This window comes from Castellaniella sp. (genome assembly GCF_034007085.1).
Taxonomy (GTDB): Bacteria; Pseudomonadota; Gammaproteobacteria; order Burkholderiales; family Burkholderiaceae_B; genus Castellaniella.
In genome coordinates this window covers 10787-29615 of record NZ_JAVERO010000016.1, presented here as the reverse complement: position 1 = coordinate 29615, position 18829 = coordinate 10787, and the positions used below count along the sequence as shown (strand labels likewise).

At 65.3% G+C, this 18829-nt stretch carries 15 protein-coding genes and 1 other RNA gene; 14 read left to right on the top strand and 2 right to left on the bottom strand.

Translation table 11 applies throughout. From position 1 onward, the window contains the following. The first annotated feature begins 125 nt into the window (after positions 1-125). Positions 126-494, top strand: coding sequence for a hypothetical protein (locus tag RBR29_RS03095; RefSeq protein ID WP_320347137.1), 369 nt, complete (start codon positions 126-128; stop codon positions 492-494). Between the two features lie 39 nt (positions 495-533). Here RBR29_RS03095 and RBR29_RS03090 read toward each other — a convergent pair whose 3' ends face one another. Beyond that, positions 534-806, bottom strand: coding sequence for an SWIB/MDM2 domain-containing protein (locus tag RBR29_RS03090; protein ID WP_320347135.1), 273 nt, complete (start codon positions 804-806; stop codon positions 534-536). A gap of 130 nt (positions 807-936) precedes the next feature. On the opposite strand from RBR29_RS03090, the gene pyrC reads away from it, so the two are divergent. Then, entirely contained in the window at positions 937-2025 is a 1089-nt protein-coding gene (gene pyrC, locus RBR29_RS03085) for a dihydroorotase (protein WP_320347141.1), read from the top strand. 319 nt (positions 2026-2344) lie between these two features. Here the strand turns inward: pyrC and RBR29_RS03080 are convergent, their stop codons facing one another. Beyond that, positions 2345-4198 (bottom strand): ATP-binding cassette domain-containing protein, encoded by a 1854-nt coding sequence (locus tag RBR29_RS03080; RefSeq protein WP_320347133.1) that lies wholly within the window; start codon positions 4196-4198, stop codon positions 2345-2347. Positions 4199-4323: 125 nt separating this feature from the next. Here RBR29_RS03080 and rnpB point away from each other — a divergent pair. The 12 genes from rnpB to RBR29_RS03020 all read left to right on the top strand — a co-directional run bounded on the left by rnpB (position 4324) and on the right by RBR29_RS03020 (position 18816). Then, an RNA gene (gene rnpB / locus RBR29_RS03075) (RNase P RNA component class A) lies at positions 4324-4727 on the top strand. Between the two features lie 483 nt (positions 4728-5210). Next, a complete protein-coding gene (gene mraZ / locus RBR29_RS03070; protein WP_320347131.1) occupies positions 5211-5639 on the top strand; it encodes a division/cell wall cluster transcriptional repressor MraZ in 429 nt (142 codons plus the stop codon). Positions 5640-5647: 8 nt separating this feature from the next. Next, positions 5648-6709, top strand: a complete 1062-nt coding sequence (rsmH, locus tag RBR29_RS03065; RefSeq protein WP_320347129.1) for a 16S rRNA (cytosine(1402)-N(4))-methyltransferase RsmH — start codon at positions 5648-5650, stop codon at positions 6707-6709. Continuing rightward, positions 6697-6987, top strand: a complete 291-nt coding sequence (ftsL, locus tag RBR29_RS03060; RefSeq protein WP_320347126.1) for a cell division protein FtsL — start codon at positions 6697-6699, stop codon at positions 6985-6987. Before rsmH ends, ftsL begins: the two co-directional genes overlap by 13 nt. Then, a complete protein-coding gene (locus RBR29_RS03055; protein ID WP_320347124.1) occupies positions 6984-8720 on the top strand; it encodes a penicillin-binding protein 2 in 1737 nt (578 codons plus the stop codon). Before ftsL ends, RBR29_RS03055 begins: the two co-directional genes overlap by 4 nt. Further along, complete coding sequence (gene murF, locus RBR29_RS03050; protein ID WP_320347122.1) at positions 8717-11506, top strand: bifunctional UDP-N-acetylmuramoyl-L-alanyl-D-glutamate--2,6-diaminopimelate ligase MurE/UDP-N-acetylmuramoyl-tripeptide--D-alanyl-D-alanine ligase MurF; 2790 nt, start codon at positions 8717-8719, stop codon at positions 11504-11506. The genes RBR29_RS03055 and murF overlap by 4 nt, the downstream gene beginning before the upstream one ends. Next, positions 11496-12668: a phospho-N-acetylmuramoyl-pentapeptide-transferase gene (gene mraY / locus RBR29_RS03045; protein ID WP_320347120.1), complete on the top strand. Its 1173-nt coding sequence runs from the start codon at positions 11496-11498 to the stop codon at positions 12666-12668. Before murF ends, mraY begins: the two co-directional genes overlap by 11 nt. Continuing rightward, entirely contained in the window at positions 12668-14203 is a 1536-nt protein-coding gene (murD, locus tag RBR29_RS03040) for a UDP-N-acetylmuramoyl-L-alanine--D-glutamate ligase (RefSeq protein ID WP_320347118.1), read from the top strand. The genes mraY and murD overlap by 1 nt, the downstream gene beginning before the upstream one ends. Continuing rightward, the gene (gene ftsW / locus RBR29_RS03035) at positions 14200-15405 is read left to right on the top strand and encodes a putative lipid II flippase FtsW (RefSeq protein ID WP_320347116.1); all 1206 of its coding nucleotides are present in this window, start codon (positions 14200-14202) and stop codon (positions 15403-15405) included. Before murD ends, ftsW begins: the two co-directional genes overlap by 4 nt. After that, positions 15402-16475: an undecaprenyldiphospho-muramoylpentapeptide beta-N-acetylglucosaminyltransferase gene (murG, locus tag RBR29_RS03030; protein WP_320347113.1), complete on the top strand. Its 1074-nt coding sequence runs from the start codon at positions 15402-15404 to the stop codon at positions 16473-16475. The genes ftsW and murG overlap by 4 nt, the downstream gene beginning before the upstream one ends. Beyond that, a complete protein-coding gene (gene murC, locus RBR29_RS03025; RefSeq protein WP_320347111.1) occupies positions 16472-17878 on the top strand; it encodes a UDP-N-acetylmuramate--L-alanine ligase in 1407 nt (468 codons plus the stop codon). Before murG ends, murC begins: the two co-directional genes overlap by 4 nt. Beyond that, positions 17875-18816: a D-alanine--D-alanine ligase gene (locus RBR29_RS03020; protein ID WP_320347109.1), complete on the top strand. Its 942-nt coding sequence runs from the start codon at positions 17875-17877 to the stop codon at positions 18814-18816. The genes murC and RBR29_RS03020 overlap by 4 nt, the downstream gene beginning before the upstream one ends. Positions 18817-18829: the final 13 nt, after the last annotated feature.

Genomic DNA, 18829 nt, shown 5'->3' with positions numbered 1-18829 from the left:
CAGGCTTCTATACCGCAAAGCCCCCGCAGAACCTCTCTGCGGGGGCTTTGTCTTTGGGATCATGGGATAGAATAAGATATACCGTTCAACCGCAGGCATACCGCTTGCGTCCTGCAGGAGACCTCATGATTCAAGGCGACGATACCCCCGACATCGACAAGGGCCTGAACCAGCGGCAGCTCATCCACCTGATGTATGCGCTGTTTGCCATTGGCATCCTGTCTGCAGGGATTTTCGGCGCGGCCGTTCTGGCTGCCGTGGTGCTGGCCTACCTGAAACGTGGCGATATGGTTGGCACCGTCTATGCCGGCCACATCGACTGGATCATTCGGACATTCTGGTGGGGCTTGCTGTGGCTGGCGCTCAGTGCGCTGGGAAGCCTGATCTTCGTCGGCTTCGTCACGGGCCTGGTGGCCGTGATCTGGATCATCTATCGCATCGCCAAGGGTTGGCTGGCGCATTGGGCCGGAGAAACACCGCTTCCGGGCCTGTGATTCCGGCGGGGCTGCCGTGACAGCCCGCCGCAACACTGCTTATTTCAGGTGCTGACTGACCAGCTTGGTCAGTTCGAACATCGAAACCTGATCCTTGCCGAACAGAGGGCGCAGCTTGGCGTCCGCATTGATGTTGCGGCGGTTCGCGGGATCCTGGAGATTGTGCTTCTTGATATAGTCCCAGATGCGCTTGGTGACTTCGGTGCGAGGCACGGCTTCGTTGCCGATCACGGCCGCCAGAGTGGCACTGGGGGTCAGGGGCTTCATGAATGCCGCATTGGGTTTGCGACCGGACTTTTCGGTGGTTGCCATATATGCAGGCTCCTACAGTGTTGAGTGAATAGCCCTCGCAGCATACCGCGTGTTTCCCCGAAAGACAAAACAGGATTGTCAGACTGTGCGACAGACTTCCATCCCCGCTTCACCCGATCGCGCCGCCGCTGTGGCTGGGGCTTCTGCCCGGCCTGCCAGCATCCGCCTGATCCGCCCCGATGACTGGCATCTGCATGTACGTGATGGTGCAGTGCTGCGCAGCGTGGTGCTGGATTCCGCGCGGCAGTTCGGGCGCGCGATCATCATGCCCAATTTGAAACCGCCAGTGCTGACGACCCAGGATGCGCGCGCCTACCGCGCGCGCATCCTGGCCGCGTTGCGGCAGGCGGCGGAACATGCGGGGACAGAGACACCGGCCTTCGAGCCGCTGATGACCTTGTATCTGACGGATCACACGTCGCCGGACGAGATTCGTCGGGCGCTTGACAGCGGCTTTGTGCATGGGGTGAAGCTCTATCCAGCCGGGGCAACGACCCATTCGGACGCGGGTGTCACGGATCTGCTGGGCCAGTGCCAGCAGACACTGGCGGCAATGCAGGACTGCGGCATGCCGCTGCTGGTCCACGGCGAGGTCACTGATCCAGCGGTCGATCTGTTCGATCGCGAGGCCGTCTTCATCGAACGCGTCATGGTGCCATTGCGGCGCGCGTTTCCGGAATTGAAGGTGGTGTTCGAGCATCTGACCACGGCGGATGGAGCGGCCTATGTGACGGAAGCCGACGGCCCCATCGGCGCCACTCTGACGCCGCAGCATCTGCTGTACAACCGCAATGCCCTGTTCCAGGGCGGTCTGCGGCCCCATTGGTACTGCCTGCCCATCCTGAAGCGGGAAACCCACCGCCAGGCCCTGCTGAAAGCAGCCACCAGCGGCAATCCGCGTTTCTTCCTGGGGACCGACAGCGCCCCTCACGCGCGCGGCGCCAAGGAACAGGACTGTGGCTGCGCAGGGTGCTATACGGCGCGCCATGCCATGGCTTTGTACGCGACGGCGTTCGAGTCCGTGGGCCGGCTGGATCGGCTGGAAGCCTTTGCCAGCCTGCACGGCCCGGCGTTCTACGGCCTGCCCGTCAATACCGGCACGCTGACCCTGCACCGGGTCGAAAACGCCATCCCTCCGGAACTGCCGCTGGGCGACGATGTGATCGTCCCCCTAGCAGCCGGAGAATCATTGAGGTGGATGAGCCAGGACACGGAATAGTCCCTGCGGACTATTCCGTGCCTGGCGAATCGGAGCGGCCTGCAGGCCGCGACGTGGAGAGCTGCCTGGGTTGGAGATGCTCCGTGCCTGGCGAATCGGAGCGGCCTGCAGGCCGCGACGTGGAGAGCTGCCTGGGCTGGAGATGCTCCGTGCCTGGCGAATCGGAGCGGCCTGCAGGCCGCGACGTGGAGAGCTGCCTGGGTTGGAGATGCTCCGTGCCTGGCGAATCGGAGCGGCCTGCAGGCCGCGACGTGGAGAGCTGCCTGGGCTGGAGATGCTCCGTGCCTGGCGAATCGGAGCGGCCTGCAGGCCGGATGTCTCAATCACCGCGCTTTTCCTCCAGCAGGGCCCAGCGTTCGAACAGGGCCTCCAGTTCCTTTTCCAGTTCACCCAGCGTCTGCTGGATGCGCTGCGCCTCGTCAGGTCCCTGGCTGTACAGATCGGGGTCGGACAGGCGCGCCGCCAGGGCGGCCTGTTCTGATTCCAGCGCGGAGATCCGGTCCGGCAGGCCGGCCAGTTCTTCGGCCTCCCAGGGGGCCAGGCGATTCTTGCGCGGCTTGACAGCGGCTGGGGCCGGGGTGCTGGTCGGTGCGGCCTGCGGTGTGTCGGGTTCGCCAGCATGGGGCGGCGAGGATTGCCGCCCGGCGCGTGTTGTCGCCTGGAGCGACGGAGCGGCAGCGTGCGGTCTTTGGGCTTCCCAGTCGTCGTAGCCGCCGACGTATTCCCGCCAGAGACCATCGCCTTCGGCGGCGATGATCTGCGTGACCACGTTGTCCAGGAAGCTGCGGTCATGGCTGACCAGCAGTACGGTGCCCTGGTAGTCCTGCAGCAGGCTTTCCAGCAGTTCCAGGGTGTCGATGTCCAGGTCGTTGGTGGGCTCGTCCAGCACCAGCACATTGTGCGGCTGGGCGAACATGCGTGCCAGCGCCAGGCGGGCGCGTTCTCCCCCCGACAGGCTGGACACGGGGGAATGCGCGCGGGCGGCAGGGAACAGGAAGTCTTCCAGGTAGCTCATGACGTGCTTGCGCTGGCCGCCGATTTCCACCCATTCGCTGCCCGGGCTGATGGTGTCGGCCAAGGTGGCGGATTCGTCGAGCCGGTCGCGCATTTGATCGAAATAGCCGATCGATAGATTGGTGCCCAGGCGCACGCGGCCTTGTTGCGGTTGCAGTTCGCCCAGCAGGATGCGTAGCAGCGTCGTCTTGCCGGCGCCATTGGGACCGATCAGGCCGATGCGGTCGCCGCGCTGGATCAGGGTGCTGAAATCCCGGATCAGGATGCGCTCGCCGTAGCCGTGCGTGACATCCTGCAGTTCTGCCACGAGTTTGCCGGAGCGCTGGCCGTCCGCCAGAGAAAATCGCACCTGACCTTGTTGTTCACGCCGCTCGGCACGTTCGCGGCGTAGCGCCTCCAGGCGTCGGACCCGGCCTTCGTTGCGGGTGCGGCGGGCTTCGATGCCTTTGCGGATCCAGACCTCTTCCTGGGAAAGCAGCTTGTCAAAGCGGGCATTGGCCTGCTGTTCGGCGGCCAGCCATTGGGCCTTGCGGGCTTGCCAGGCAGAGAAATTACCCGGAAAGCTGAGCAGCTGGCCCCGGTCGAGTTCGATGATGCGGGTGGCCACGGCATCCAGAAAACGCCGGTCGTGTGTGATCAGCACCACCGTCGCGCGTGTGGTGCGCAGCAAGTCTTCCAGCCAGGTGATGCCAGAGAAATCCAGGTGGTTGGTGGGTTCGTCGAGCAGCAGCAGATCAGGTTCCTGGACCAGGGCGTGGGCCAGGGCCACCCGTTTGCGCATGCCGCCGGACAATCCATGGATGGTTTGGTCCGCAGCGAGTCCCAGGGCGTCGATCAGTGCGCCAGCGCGTGCTGAACGGTGCCAGTCTTCTGTGGCCAGCAGATCGCCTGAAAGATAGGCGAGGATGGTTTCGTCTTCGGGCAGTGTGGGTTCTTGTTCGACGGTGGCGATGCGCAAGCCGCTGCGTTTCCGGATTTCGCCATCGTCCAGCTGGACGCGGCCGTCCAGGACGCGCAACAGGGAAGATTTGCCCGCGCCGTTGCGGCCGATCAGGCCGATGCGCTCGCCGGCCAGCAGGGTCAGGTCGGCGTGGTCGAGCAAGGGGTGGTGGCCGTAGGCCAGTTGGGCCTGAGAGAGGGCGATCAGGGTATCGGACATGAGGCAGGTGGCGGTGATGCGGTTTCGGGTCCTGGCGGTGCGTCGGGACCAAAGGGGTATTGTCGCAGTTTGGGAGGGGGTGTGCCGGGGGCGTCCGCCTGGGCGCTGTCGTACAATGCCGTCGCGGGGCAGATCGGGCGATCGCGGTGCCGTCAGGCATCGAGGAAGGTCCGGACTCCATCGGGCGCGATAGCGGCTAACGGCCGTCCGGCAATCCCTCCGGGGAAAGCCGAGGACCAGGGCCACAGAGACGAGTCTGTCGCGAGGGTGTGCCGCAAGGCGCACACCGGTACGGCCATCTCCGTATCGTCCGTCCGGTTCGTCCGGACGGTTCGCGGCAGGGTGAAACGCGGCAACCTCTATCGGGAGCAACATCAAATAGGCATGCGCCGGCTTCGTGCCGACAGGGCGGCCCGCCCGAGCATGCGGGTAGATGGCTAGAGCGGTCCAGCAATGGCCCGCCCAGAGGAATGATCGCCCGCCGGGGCAACCCGGCGTACAGAATCCGGCCTATAGATCTGTTCCGCTTTTTCGATGCATGCAGTGCTTTCTGGGGATTGTCGCTGCACTGCGGGGTCCCCTGGATCGGCGCATAGGAAATTGTGCGCATTCGGTCCTGTCGGCGGCTGTGCTAGAACCCATATTTCGAATCGACGGCCCGGCAACAAAACAGGCTCGGATGCTTTCGAGTCTGGCCCCCAGGCGTGTGGGTGTTTTGGCCCGGGGGGGATTTCATTACATCGGCTGTCCCGTGGCGTGTCAATTGGGAATTTGAGCAGGTGTGGGACGCGGCGATCCTCGCCAAGAAAGGCCGCGACCTAACAAAGGACTTTCAGTTTGGTTCCCAATGCATTGATTTTTCAGGGTTTTATTTGCGCTTTAATTCTTAAAAACAGTTGTAAGTGCTTGTTGTCATTGAATAAATTTCAATTTTTGCCTTGACCGCCATCGATCCATCCCGTAGAGTGGGACAAAGTAGATTTTTGTGTCATGAAGTGGGAGGAATCGCCTCGTGTTTCAAGGAAGCAGCGCGCTCACGCTGGATGCCAAGGGCCGGATGTCCATTCCGGCCCGGCACCGTGACGTCCTGCAGTCCGAGGAACAGGGGCGGCTGACCCTGACGCGGCATCCGGATGGTTGCCTGATGCTCTATCCCCGTTCCACCTGGGAAGAAAAACGCCTGCAGATCGCGGCCTTGCCGGCTTCGGCCCGTCCGCTGCAACGCCTGCTGCTGGGCAACGCCCAGGACGTGGACATGGATGGCGCGGGCCGCATCCTGGTGGCGCCCGAATTGCGTGCGGCTGCCGGCCTGAGCCGGGACGTCATGTTGCTGGGACTGGGGTCGAACTTCGAGTTGTGGGACCGCGCCCAGTGGGAGGCGCGTTGCATGGCAGATGTGGGCAATCTTGATCCGGCCATTCTTGAACAGATTTCTTTCTGAACCCGCACATGGCGTATTCCCATCGTACCGTTCTGCTGGAACCGGCCATCGACGCATTGTTGAGTCCTGCGTTCGGCCGTCGGTTGCCGGCAGCGGTCGTCCCGCCACTGGATGGCGTGTATGTGGATGGCACGTTTGGGCGGGGCGGACATAGCCGTTTGTTGTTGAGCCGGCTGGCCCCGGGGGCCCGGCTGCTGGTGTTCGACAAGGACCCTGTGGCGATTGCCGAGGCGCAGGCGTTGCGTGCCGTCGATGACCGGGTCGAGGTCGTCCACGCAGGTTTTGCCACCTTGATCGAGCAACTCGATCGCCTGGGCATTGCCCAAGTCGATGGAATGCTGCTGGATCTGGGGGTGTCCTCGCCCCAGATCGATGATGCGGAGCGTGGGTTTTCGTTCATGCGGGATGGCCCGCTGGACATGCGTATGGACACCAGCCGCGGGCAGACGGCGGCGCAATGGCTGGCCGAAGCCGACCAGGAACAGATCAAGGAGGTCATCGCAGATTATGGCGAAGAACGGTTTGCTTTCCAGATTGCAAAGGCGATTGTTGCGCGCCGCGAATCCGGGCCGCTGCGCACCACGGGCGAACTTGCCCAGCTCGTCGCCGGTGCCGTCCGTACGCGCGAAAGGGGTCAACACCCGGCCACCCGCACCTTTCAAGCTATACGGATTCACATCAATGAAGAACTCGCGCAGCTCGCGCACGCCCTCCCGGCAGCGCTGACGCGCCTGCGCGGGGGGGGGCGTCTGGCCGTGATCAGTTTCCATTCGCTGGAAGACCGCATGGTCAAGCAGTGTTTTGCCGCTGCGGCCCACCCGGGCCGGGACCAGGCACGGCTGCCGATTCCCGAGCGGGACATGCCGCAACCCTACGTGACCTTGCTGGGCCGCGTCCAGGCGGACGAGGCCGAGGTGGCGGACAACGTGCGTGCGCGTTCGGCCGTGCTGCGCGTGGCAGAACGGACCGATGCGCCCCTGTCGCTGGATGAGGCCGCCGGCTTTGTCCGTTTGCCCGGTCGTCCGGCGCCAGCGCGCCGGGCAGGGAAGGGGGCGCGATGGTCCGGCTGACGTTGTTTCTGGCAGTCTTGCTGATGGCCTCGGCCATTTCGCTGGTCACGGTGCGGTTCCAGACGCGGGAACTGTTCGTCGCGTCCGAGCGGCTGAAGTCCCATGCCCATGAATTGGATGCGGAATGGCGCCGCCTGCAGCTGGAACGGGCAGAACTGGCCCGCAATGCCCGCATCGATTCCCTGGCCCGCACTGATTTGCATCTGGTGTCCGTGACGCCGGATCGCACGATCTACCTGCAGCAGCCGGAACCCGCCGTGACGGAGGCCAGGCCATGAAACGCTTTGGTTTCCATGAAAGCCCCGTGCTGGCCGGTCGGCCGGCTTTCTGGCGTGCGCGGCTGGTGGTGATCGTGCTCATGCTGGGATTTGTCGCCCTGGCGGTCAAGGCATTGAATCTGCAGATTCTGTCCAATGAATTCCTGCAGCGCCAGGGAGAGCGCCGCTACGAGCGCACGCTGGTTCTGCAGGCATCGCGCGGCAAGATCCTGGATCGCAGCGGCTCGGTGGTGCTGGCTTCCAGTGTGCCGGCTCGGGCCATCTGGGCGATTCCCGAGGACTTTCACAAGGCCACCGAGGCTCAGGTTGCCGACTTGGCGCGCCTGTTGGGCGTCAAGCCCGCCGAACTGCGCCAGCGGACCCAGGACGAAGACAAGAATTTCGTCTACCTGCAACGGCAGGTGTCCGCCGACAAGGCCAAGGCCATCCAGCAGCTGAAGATCCCCGGGATCCAGCAACTGGCCGAGACGCGCCGCTTCTATCCGGAAGGCGAAGTCATGGCGCACGTCGTCGGCTTTACCAATATCGAGGACCGAGGCATCGAGGGCATCGAACTGGCGTTCAATGATCGGCTGTCGGGCCAGCCGGGTTCCCGGCGTGTGATCCGTGATCGGCTGGGTCGCGTGGTCGAGGACGTCCAGGCTGTGGTGCCGCCGGTCGATGGCCAGAATCTGCAGCTGTCCATCGATGCGGGGATCCAGTTCGACACCTACACGGCACTCAAGGCCGCCATGAAGGAACATCAGGCGCGCGCGGCGGCGGCCATTGTGCTGGACGCGCGTTCGGGTGAAATCCTGGCGATGGTCAACCTGCCGTCCTACGATCCGAACGATACGGCAGAACGCACGGGTCAGGCGCTGCGCAACCGCGTCGTCACCGATACCTTTGAGCCCGGGTCGATCATGAAACCGTTCACGGCCGCGCTGGCCCTGGACGAGGGCATCATCACGACGCATACGCAGTTCGATACGGGCAATGGCCGCTACAGTTATCAGGGAGCCGTGATTTCCGACGTCAGCCGCAACGGCGTGCTGGATGTGGGCGGCATCATCCAGCGCTCCAGCAATATCGGGATGACCATGATTTCCGAGAAGCTGTCGTCCCAGTCCATGTGGGAGACGTTTTCGGCGCTGGGCTTCGGGCGCGTCCCCCAGACGCATTTCCCCGGCATGGCTTCGGGCCGCCTGCGGCCCTGGCAGCGCTGGCGGCCGATCGAGCGCGCCACCATGGCCTACGGCTATGGGCTGTCCGTATCCCTGTTGCAGGTGGCGCATGCCTACACCGTCTTTGCCCGCAATGGCGACATGGTGTCGCTGTCCCTGCTGCGCCGCGAGGGCCAGCCCACCAGCGTGCAGGTCTATTCCCCCCAGATCGCCCTGTTGATGCGCGGCATGCTGGAAGCCGCTGCCGGGCCGGATGGCGCCAAGCGCGCCCAGGTGCAGGGCTACAGGGTGGCGGGCAAGAGCGGCACGGCGCGCAAGATCGTCAATGGCCAGTACAGCAAGACCAAGTACCGTGGGTCCTTCGTGGGCCTGGCGCCGGTGTCCGATCCGCGCATTGTCGTGGCCGTGTCGATCGATGAGCCGGGTGCCGGGGGATATTATGGCGGCCGCGTGGCCGCCCCGGTCTTTTCCGACATCGTTTCAAGCACCCTGCGCCGTCTTGGCGTGCGGCCCGACGCGCCCGTGGATTCCCTGGTGGCTGTGGCGGAGCAGGGAGGACGCACACAATGATTCTAGTGGACATCATGGCCTGGCTGGACGAGCGGGTCGATCGCAAGGCGGATCTGTGTCTGGATTCGCGTCAGCTGCAGGCGGGTGATGTGTTCTTCGCCTGCCCCGGGATCGCTACGGACGGCCGCGCCTACATGGATGCCGCCGTAGCGGCTGGTGCAGCCGCCATCATCCGGCAGGCGGGCGGCGGCCATCCCGCGCCTGCCGCCGTGCCTGTTCTGGAGGTCGAGGGGCTGGCGGCATTGCTGGGCGAAATCGCCCACCTGTGGTACGGCCGTCCGTCTGATGCTCTGACGGTGATCGCCGTCACGGGTACCAATGGCAAGACGTCTGCCACGCAGTGGATTGCGGCTGCGCTGAACGCCGAGGGCATGCCTTGTGGCACTGTCGGGACGCTGGGCGTGACGATGGCCGATGGCCGCAATCTGGGTGGCGTGCTGACCACGCCGGATGTGTTGACGCTGCATCGCAGTCTGGCCGCCATCGCGCGGGCGGGCGGTGTGGCCGCCGCGATCGAGGCCTCTTCGATCGGGATCGAGCAGGGCCGGCTGGACGGCGTCAGTATTCAGGTGGCGGGCTTTACCAACCTGACGCGCGATCATCTGGACTATCACGGCACGGCAGAACGCTACAAGCAGGCAAAATTTGCCCTGTTCGCCCGGCCGGGTTTGCGCGGCGCGGTCATCAATGCCGACGATGCCGCTGGGCAGGAATTGCTGGCGAGTGCCGCGATTTCCGGGCGCCGGGTGGGCTACAGTCTGCGGCGCGACTGCGAAGCAGCATTTCGCGCCGAGGACATCCAGCATGGCGCCAATGGTTTGGTCTTCAAGCTGGTCACCCCGGCCGGCAGCGCTCAGATCCTGACCCATCTGGTCGGGGAACACAATATTGCCAATCTGCTGCTGGTGGCCGGGGTGCTGCGTGAACTGGGCTGGGGCCTGAGCCGCATGGCTCGCGCCTTGTCCGTGTTGCACCCCGTGCCTGGTCGATTGCAGGTGGTCACCGCCTTGGGTGGCGGTGCCGGCTCGACCCGGTCCCAGCCGCTGGTCGTGGTGGATTACGCGCATACGCCAGATGCGCTGGAGCGGGTGTTGACTGCTTTGCGGCCATTGGCCAGCGATCGTGGCGGTCGCCTGCACTGTGTGTTTGGCTGCGGTGGTGATCGCGATGCCGGCAAGCGGCCGCTGATGGGCGCGGTGGCGGCCAGGCTGGCCGATACGGTGGTGGTGACCACCGATAACCCACGCACCGAGGCGCCCGAGGCCATCATCGAGCAGATCGTGGCGGGCATGCCGGATCGACCGGGCGTCTGGATCGACCGGGCCGATGCCATTCTGGAAAGCATCTGGCGCGCGGGTGAGCGGGATGTGGTGCTGCTGGCGGGCAAGGGACACGAAACCTACCAGGACGTTCATCATGTGCGCAGTCCCTTCGATGACCGTGAATGGGCGCGTTTTGCTTTGACCTGGCAACAGGGTGCAGCGCTGTCCACGGACACCCGTTCGCTGCCGCCTGGTGCCTTGTTCCTGGCACTCGAAGGCGAACGCTTCGATGGTCATGATTACCTGGGGGCTGCCGCCCAGGCGGGCGCGCGTGCCGCCATTGTCGCTCGCCGGGTGCCCGGGGTTGACCTGCCTCAGATCGTGCTGGGCGATACCCGCCTGGCCCTGCGGCGTGCGGCCACGGCCTGGCGGCGCCAGTTCCGCCTGCCGGTCATCGCCGTGACCGGCAGCAACGGCAAGACCACGACCAAGGAAATGATCGCGGCGATCCTGGCCGCCTGGTGTGGCGATGATGGTCGCCTGGCGACACGCGGCAACCTGAACAATGACATCGGCCTGCCCTTGACGGTGTTGCGCCTGCGTCCGGAACATCGCGCCGCCGTGTTCGAACTGGGCATGAACCATCCTGGGGAAATTGCCGTGCTGGCCGCCATTGCCCAGCCGACGGTCGCATTGGTGAACAACGCCCAGCGCGAACATCAGGAATTCATGAACACGGTCGAAGCCGTGGCGCGCGAGAACGGTACTGTGCTGCATGCACTGCCGGGGGATGGTATTGCGGTGTTCCCGGTCGATGAGGAATACAGCGGGTTGTGGCGCGGGCTGGCCGGTCAGCGGTTGAGCCGGTGCTTTGGTTTTGCCGACACGGCCGACGTGCATGCTTCGCAGATTCGCGCCGGGACGGCGCAGACGGAATTCTGCCTGCACCTGGGTTCGGAAACAGTCCCGGTCGTGGTGCATGCGCCAGGACGCCATAATCTGCGCAATGCCATGGCGGCAGCCGCCTGCGCCTGGGCCGCGGGTGCGCCGGTGGCCGCCATTGCGGCCGGCCTGGCAGCGTTCACGCCGGTCGGCGGGCGGATGCAACCGCGTCTGCTGCCCGATGGCTTCCAGCTGATCGATGACAGCTACAACGCCAATCCGGATTCCGTACGTGCCGCTATCGATGTGCTGGCCGGTCTGGATGGGCGGCGCATTCTGGTGCTGGGCGATATGGGCGAAGTCGGTGACCAGGGGCCGGCCATGCATGCCGAGGTAGGCGCCTATGCCCGCGAGTGCGGGGTGGATGCGCTGCTGACCCTGGGGCCTGCTGCCCGGGGCGCTGCGCAGGCCTTTGGTCCCCAGGCCCAGGCCTTCGATGCGCTCGATGAACTGTTGCCGCATCTGCTGGCGGCGCGCCCGGGGCACATCCTGGTCAAGGGTTCGCGCAGCATGCGCATGGAGCGTGTGGTGCAGGCGCTCGATATGGACGCGGCCTCACGGGGGGGGGACCATGCTGCTTGAATTGGCGCGCTGGCTGTCCGATGAACATTTCCGCGCCTTTGGCGTGGTGGAATACATCACTTTCCGCGCCTTGCTGGCGTGTGCCACGGCGCTGGCCATCGGCCTGTTGGCCGGTCCCTGGCTGATCCGTCGCCTGACGGCGCTGAAGATCGGTCAGGCGGTGCGCAGCTATGGCCCGCAGACGCATTTGCAAAAGAACGGTACCCCCACCATGGGCGGCGCGCTGATTCTGATCGGCATCGGCATCAGCACCTTGCTGTGGGCGGACTGGACCAACCGGTTCGTCTGGGTGGTATTGCTGGTGACCTTCGGGTTCGGCTGGATCGGCTGGGCCGATGATTACCGCAAAGTCGTGCACCATGATCCGGAAGGCATGCCGGCGCGGCAGAAATTTTTCTGGCAGGCGCTGATCGGTGCCGTGGCTGCGGGTTATCTCAGTTTTGCCGTGTCGGCGCCGGCCAATACGGCGCTCTGGCCGCTGTTTCGCGAATGGGTCTTGAGCGGCTTTTCCATGCCGCTGCCGGCGCGCGCCGACCTGATCGTGCCGTTCTTCAAGACGGTCAGCTATCCCTTGGGCGTGTTCGGTTTCTGCACGTTGACCTGGCTGGTGATCGTGGGCACCAGCAACGCCGTCAATCTGACCGATGGCCTGGATGGTCTGGCCATCATGCCGACCGTGATGATCGGTTCGGCCTTGGGGATTTTTGCCTATGTGGTCGGGCGGGTGGACTATTCCAAGTATCTGCTGTTTCCCTATATTCCGGGCGCATCCGAACTGATGGTGATCTGTGCGGCCATCGCTGGCGCGGGTCTGGCCTTCCTGTGGTTCAACACGTATCCGGCCCAGGTGTTCATGGGCGATGTGGGTGCCCTGGCGCTGGGCGGTGCGCTGGGCACGATCGCTGTCATCGTGCGCCAGGAGATCGTCCTGTTCATCATGGGGGGCGTGTTCGTGGTCGAGACCCTGTCGGTGATGCTGCAGGTCACTTGGTTCAGATACACCAAGAAACGCTATGGGGAAGGCCGCCGGATCTTCCGCATGGCGCCCCTGCATCATCATTTCGAGGTGGGCGGCTGGAAAGAAACCCAAGTCGTGGTCCGTTTCTGGATCATCACCATGATGTTGGTCATGATCGGCCTGGCGAGCCTGAAATTGCGATGATGAGCGCCTGCGATTTCCCTTCTCTGCGCCGCGATGGCCTGACCCTGATCCTGGGGTTGGGGGAAACGGGCGTGGCGGCGGCGCGCTGGTGCGCTGCGCGGGGCGCCCGTTTGCGGGTGCTGGACACGCGCGTCCAGCCCAGCGGATTGGACGCACTGCAGGCGGATGGGATCGATGCCGACATGCGCCTGGGGCCTGATGCGCTGGTGGCCGAAGCACTCGACCAGGTCCATACATTGGTGCTCAGTCCAGGCTTGAATCCTCATGAGGCGCCCGTGGCCGGTCTGTTGGCTGCCGCGCGTGATCGAGGCATCGAGATTCTGGGGGAAATCGAACTGTTCGCGCGCGCGCTGGCCGATCTGCGCGCACAGGGCTATGCGCCCGCCTTGCTGGCGGTCACCGGCACCAATGGCAAGACCACGGTCACATCGTTGACGCGCCATCTGGTCGAGGCTACCGGGCGCAGTGTGCGCGCAGCCGGCAATATCGGCCCGGCCGCACTCGCCAGCCTGCAAGACGCGCTGGAACAGGACGGCCTGCCCGATGTCTGGGTGCTGGAACTGTCCAGTTTCCAGCTGGAGGCCACGTCGTCTCTGGCCCCGGATGCCGCAGTCGTGCTCAACGTCACGCAGGATCATCTGGACTGGCATGGTTCTATGCGGGCCTACGCGGCTGCCAAGGCGCGTTTGCTGGACATGGCGCGGATCGCCGTCGTCAATCGCGACGATCCGCTGGTGCGGGACATGGTCCCTGATCTGGCTGATGGGCGAGTGCGCGGGTTCGGTGCGGATGCGCCGGCCCGGGCGGGGGATTTTGGCCTGCTGATGCAGCAGGGGCTGGTCTGGTTGGCGACCGCCCCCGAGGCCGAGGCGGATCCGGTCTCCCTGGCTCCGGCCCGTCGCCGCCGTGCGGCGCCTGACGCGGCTCCGGCCGTGCGGCCCGTCGTGTCGCCCCAGGCACTGATGCCGGCCGAGGCGCTGCGCATCCTGGGCACCCACAACGCGCTCAACGTGTTGGCAGCGTTGGCCCTGGGCCGCGCCATCGGTCTGGATTGGGCGCCCATGCTGCATGCCCTGCGCAGCTATCAGGGCGAGGCGCATCGCATGGAATTCGTGCGTACGGTCGCGGGGGTGGACTTCATCGACGACAGCAAGGGCACCAATGTGGGTGCCACGCTGGCTGCCCTGAAAGGGTTGAGCCGGCCAGTGGTGCTGATCGCCGGGGGGCTGGGCAAGGGGCAGGATTTCGCGCCGCTGGTGCCTGCGGTGCGCGCCCATGCGCGCGCTGTCTTGCTGATTGGGCAGGATGGACCGCTGATCGGGCGCGCACTGGCGGATTGCGCGGTGCCGTTGCGGTCCTGCGCGACACTGGAAGACGCCGTGGCCCAGGGGCTGGACCTGGCCCGGCCGGGCGATGTCGTGCTGTTGTCGCCAGCCTGCGCCAGCATGGACATGTTCCGCAACTATGCCCATCGCAGCGCATGCTTCGTCCAGGCCGTGCGCGAACTTGCGATCGAGCGCGGGGAGGTCGCATGAGCGTGCTGGGATCCCTGAGCAGCAGTGTGAATGCGGTACGGCCGGGCCGCACGGCCATGCCCACCGTGGACGTGGGGCTGATCGTGGCGGTCAGCGCCCTGGTCCTGTTCGGCCTGCTCATGGTGTATTCGGCCTCGATCGCCCTGGCCGACGGGCCGCGCTACGAAAGCTATGGCCGCTTCTATTTTGTCGGACGTCACGCGGCCTTCATTGTCATTGGGCTGCTGGCTGCGCTGTTCACCGCCAGCATTCCGATGCAGATCTGGCAGAAGATCGCCGTGCCGCTGTTTTTTCTCACGCTGGCCCTGCTGGTGGTGGTGCTGGTGCCCGGCATCGGCCGCGAGGTCAATGGCGCCCGGCGCTGGCTGCCCCTGGGGATCGTGAATTTCCAGCCATCTGAACTCATGAAGATCGCCATCCTGCTGTATGCGGCCGATTATGTGGTGCGCAAGCAGTCTCACCTGCGTGGCTTCGTGCGCGGCTTCGTGCGCGGCTTCGCCCCGATGGCGCTGGCCTTGATGCTGGTGGGAGTGCTGCTGTTGCTGGAGCCCGATCTGGGCGCTTTCATCGTCATCGGCGCGATCGCGGTCGGCATCCTCTTTATTGGCGGGATCAACCTGAAGCTGTTCACCCTGTTGCTGGGGGGGGTCATGTCCAGCTTTCTGATGCTGATCTGGCTGTCGCCCTGGCGTCGCGAACGCCTGTTCGTCTATCTGGATCCCTGGAATCCGGACAATGCCTACGGCAGTGCCTATCAGCTGTCCCATTCCCTGATCGCCCTGGGTCGGGGGGAGTGGTTCGGTGTCGGCCTGGGGGCCAGTATCGAAAAGCTGCATTACCTGCCCGAAGCCCATACCGATTTCATCGTTGCCGTCATTGGCGAGGAACTCGGGCTGGTCGGGGTGCTGTGCCTGATTGCCGTGTTCGCCTACGTCGTCATGCGAGGGTTCGACATTGCGCGTCAGGCCATGGTGCTGGATCGGGTTTTCGACGGACTGGTCGCCCAGGGGGTGGCGCTCTGGATGGGCGTGCAGGCTTTCATCAATGTGGGGGTCTGCCTGGGTCTGCTGCCGACCAAGGGATTGACCCTGCCGCTGGTCAGCTATGGAGGGTCGGGCATCGTCATGAACCTGGCGGCGATCGCCTTGTTGCTGCGGGTGGATTACGAAACGCGCTGCATGATGCGGGGGAAACGGCGATGAGCGAGCGCACGATCCTGATCATGGCGGGCGGCACGGGTGGGCATATCATGCCCGGGCTGGCCGTGGCCGAGGTGCTGCGCGCCGCTGGCTGGCACGTGCTGTGGCTGGGGGATCCGGCCCGCATGGAAGGTCGGCTGGTGCCGGCGCATGGCATCGAATTGCTGCCGTTGCGCTTTGGTGGCGTGCGCGGCAAGGGTGCTGCCGCGCTGCTGAAACTACCGTTCACCCTGGGGGCTGCCTGCGTGCGTGCATGGCGCCTGTTGCGTGCACATCATCCGGACGTGGTGCTGGGCATGGGCGGCTATGCAGCGTTTCCTGGTGGCCTGATGGCGCGACTGGCGGGCATTCCGCTGGTCGTGCATGAACAGAATGCCGTGGCGGGCACAGCCAATCGTGTCCTGGCCCGCATGGCTCGACGGGTCTTGTGCGGCTTTCCTGGCGCGCTGCCCGATGCGCTGATGGTAGGCAACCCGGTGCGTGCCGCACTGACAGCGGTGCCGCCTGCGGGCGAACGCTATGCCGGCCGTCAAGGGGCGCTGCGCCTGCTGGTCGTGGGGGGCAGCCTGGGGGCAGCACGCCTGAACGAACTGGTGCCCGAGGCACTGGCGCTGCTGCCTGCCGAGACGCGGCCACAGGTGCGCCACCAGACGGGCGAACGTCATGTCGAAGGGGTGCGCCGACACTATGAGCGCCTGGGGGTGGATGGTGAAATCACGGCCTTCATCGATGACATGGCCGAAGCCCTGGGCTGGGCCGATCTGGTCGTCTGCCGGGCAGGCGCCATGACCGTGGCCGAAGTCGCAGCCGTGGGGGTGGCGGCCCTGTTCATTCCCTTGCCGCACGCCATCGATGATCACCAGACGGCCAATGCCCGCTATCTATCGGAGTGTGGTGGTGGCTGGCTGATGCCTCAGGCTGACCTGAACGCAGCCGGGCTGTCGGCCTGGCTGGCCAAACGGCAGCGGCCCGAACTGGCCGCAGTGGCGGCCCACGCCCACGCACATGCAAGTCTGAACGCCGCGCAGTTGATTGCCGATGCCTGCGTCCACAGCCTGGAGGAGTCGGCATGAAGCATCGGATTCGCAACATTCATTTCGTCGGCATCGGCGGTTCGGGCATGAGCGGTATCGCCGAGGTCCTGCTGAACCTGGGCTATTCAATCAGCGGTTCCGATGTCCAGGACACGGCCGTGACACAGCGGCTGGCGTCGCTTGGCGTGCGCATCCTGATTGGCCACGCCGCAGAAAATATCCAGGGCGCAGGTGCCCTGGTCACGTCCACCGCCATTCATGCAGATAATCCGGAAGTGCTGGCGGCCCGTGCCGCACGTGTTCCCGTGGTGCCGCGTGCCCTGATGCTGGCCGAACTGATGCGCCTGAAGCGCGGCATCGCCATTGCGGGCACGCATGGCAAGACCACCACCACCAGCCTCGTGGCCAGCGTGCTGGCTGCGGGTGGACTGGACCCCACCTTTGTCATCGGTGGACGGCTGAATGCGGCCGACGCCAATGCGCGGCTCGGGCAGGGCGACTACATCGTCGTCGAGGCTGACGAATCCGATGCCTCGTTCCTGAATCTGCTGCCAGTGATGGCGATTGTCACCAACATCGACCTCGATCACATGGACACCTATGGGCACGACGTGGCGCGCTTGAAGAGCGCCTTTGTCGAGTTCACCCAGCGCCTGCCGTTCTATGGCAGCGCGGTGCTGTGCGTGGACGATGCCAATGTGCGCGAGATCATCCCCTTCGTGTCGCGGCCCGTGACGACCTACGGCATCGACATGCCGGCCCAGGTGCGCGCACGCGATCTGCGCGCCGACGGCACTGCCATGTGCTTCGAGGTCGAGCGCGAGGGCGCCCAGGGCGATCTGGCGCCCCTGTCCGTGCGCCTGAACCTGCCGGGCCGGCACAACGTGCTCAATGCCCTGGCCACCATCGCCGTCGCCACCGAACTGGGCGTGCCCGACGAGGCGATCGCCGAGGCGCTGGCCCAGTTCCGGGGCGTGGGGCGCCGCTTTACCCTGGTCGGCCAGTTCCCGGTAGCGCAGAAGCATGGCGGTGGTGTGTACACCGTCGTCGACGATTACGGCCACCATCCGGCCGAAATGGCGGCGACCCTGGCAGCGGCGCGCGGTGCCTGGCCGGACCGGCGCATCGTGCTGGCTTTCCAGCCGCACCGCTATACGCGCACTCGTGATTGTTTCGAGGATTTCGTGCGGGTGCTGGGTTCGGCCGATGCCGTGTTGCTGACCGAAGTCTATCCGGCCGGCGAGGCGCCGCTGATTGCCGCCGACGGCCGTGCGCTGGCGCGCGGGCTGCGGGTGGCGGGGCAGGTCGAGCCGGTCTTTGTCGAGGACGTGGCCGACATGGCGGCCGCGATCGGGGATTTTGCGCGCGACGGAGATGTCGTGATCATCATGGGGGCAGGCTCCATCAGCCGTGTCCCCGCTCAATTGGGGAGTCCGCTATGAGCCAGGCATTTGGCCGCGTGGGCGTGCTGTACGGTGGCAGTTCTGCCGAACGGGAAGTCTCGTTGATGTCGGGGGCCGGGGTCTGCGCTGCGTTGCGCGAGGAAGGCGTCGACGCCCATCTGTTCGATACCGGGGAGCGCAGCCTGGCAGACCTGGCGGCGGCGCGGTTTGATCGCGTGTTCATTGCGCTGCATGGGCGCTATGGCGAGGACGGCACGCTGCAGGGTGCGCTGGAACTGTTGCAGATTCCCTATACCGGCAGTGGGCCATTGGCTTCTTGCCTGGCCATGGACAAGATCGCGACCAAGCGCCTGTGGTTGCAGCATGGGCTGCCCACGCCGCGCTTTGTCGAGCTTGCGTGTGACGCCGATCCCGCGAACCTGGTCCAGGCCCTGGGCCTGCCGCTGATCGTCAAGCCCCCGCATGAAGGCTCGACGTTGGGGCTGACCCGGGTCGATTCAGCGGATCAGCTGCGCGAAGCGCAGGCGCTGGCCTGCCGGTTCGATGACCTGGCCCTGGCCGAACAGTTCGTTCGTGGGCGGGAACTGACCGTCCCGGTCCTGGGGGCGGGGGCACAGGCACGGGCCCTGCCGGTGATCGAGATCTTTGCGCCTGAAGGCAACTACGACTATCAGAACAAGTACGTGTCCAATGACACGCGCTATGAATGCCCGGCCGCCTTGCCGGATGATCTGGCCCGGCATATCCAGGACCTGGCGGTGCGCGCCTACCGTGCGCTGGGTTGCGAGGGTTGGGGCCGGGCCGATGTCATGCTCGACGAGCAGGCGCGGCCCTGGCTGCTGGAAATGAACACCTCGCCGGGCATGACGAGCCATTCGCTGGTGCCCATGGGGGCCCGGGCCGCTGGCATGAGCTACGGCCAGCTGTGCGTGGAAATCCTGTCAACGGCGCGTTGCAAGCTGTGGCGCACGGCTTGAGAAGGAGGATCCG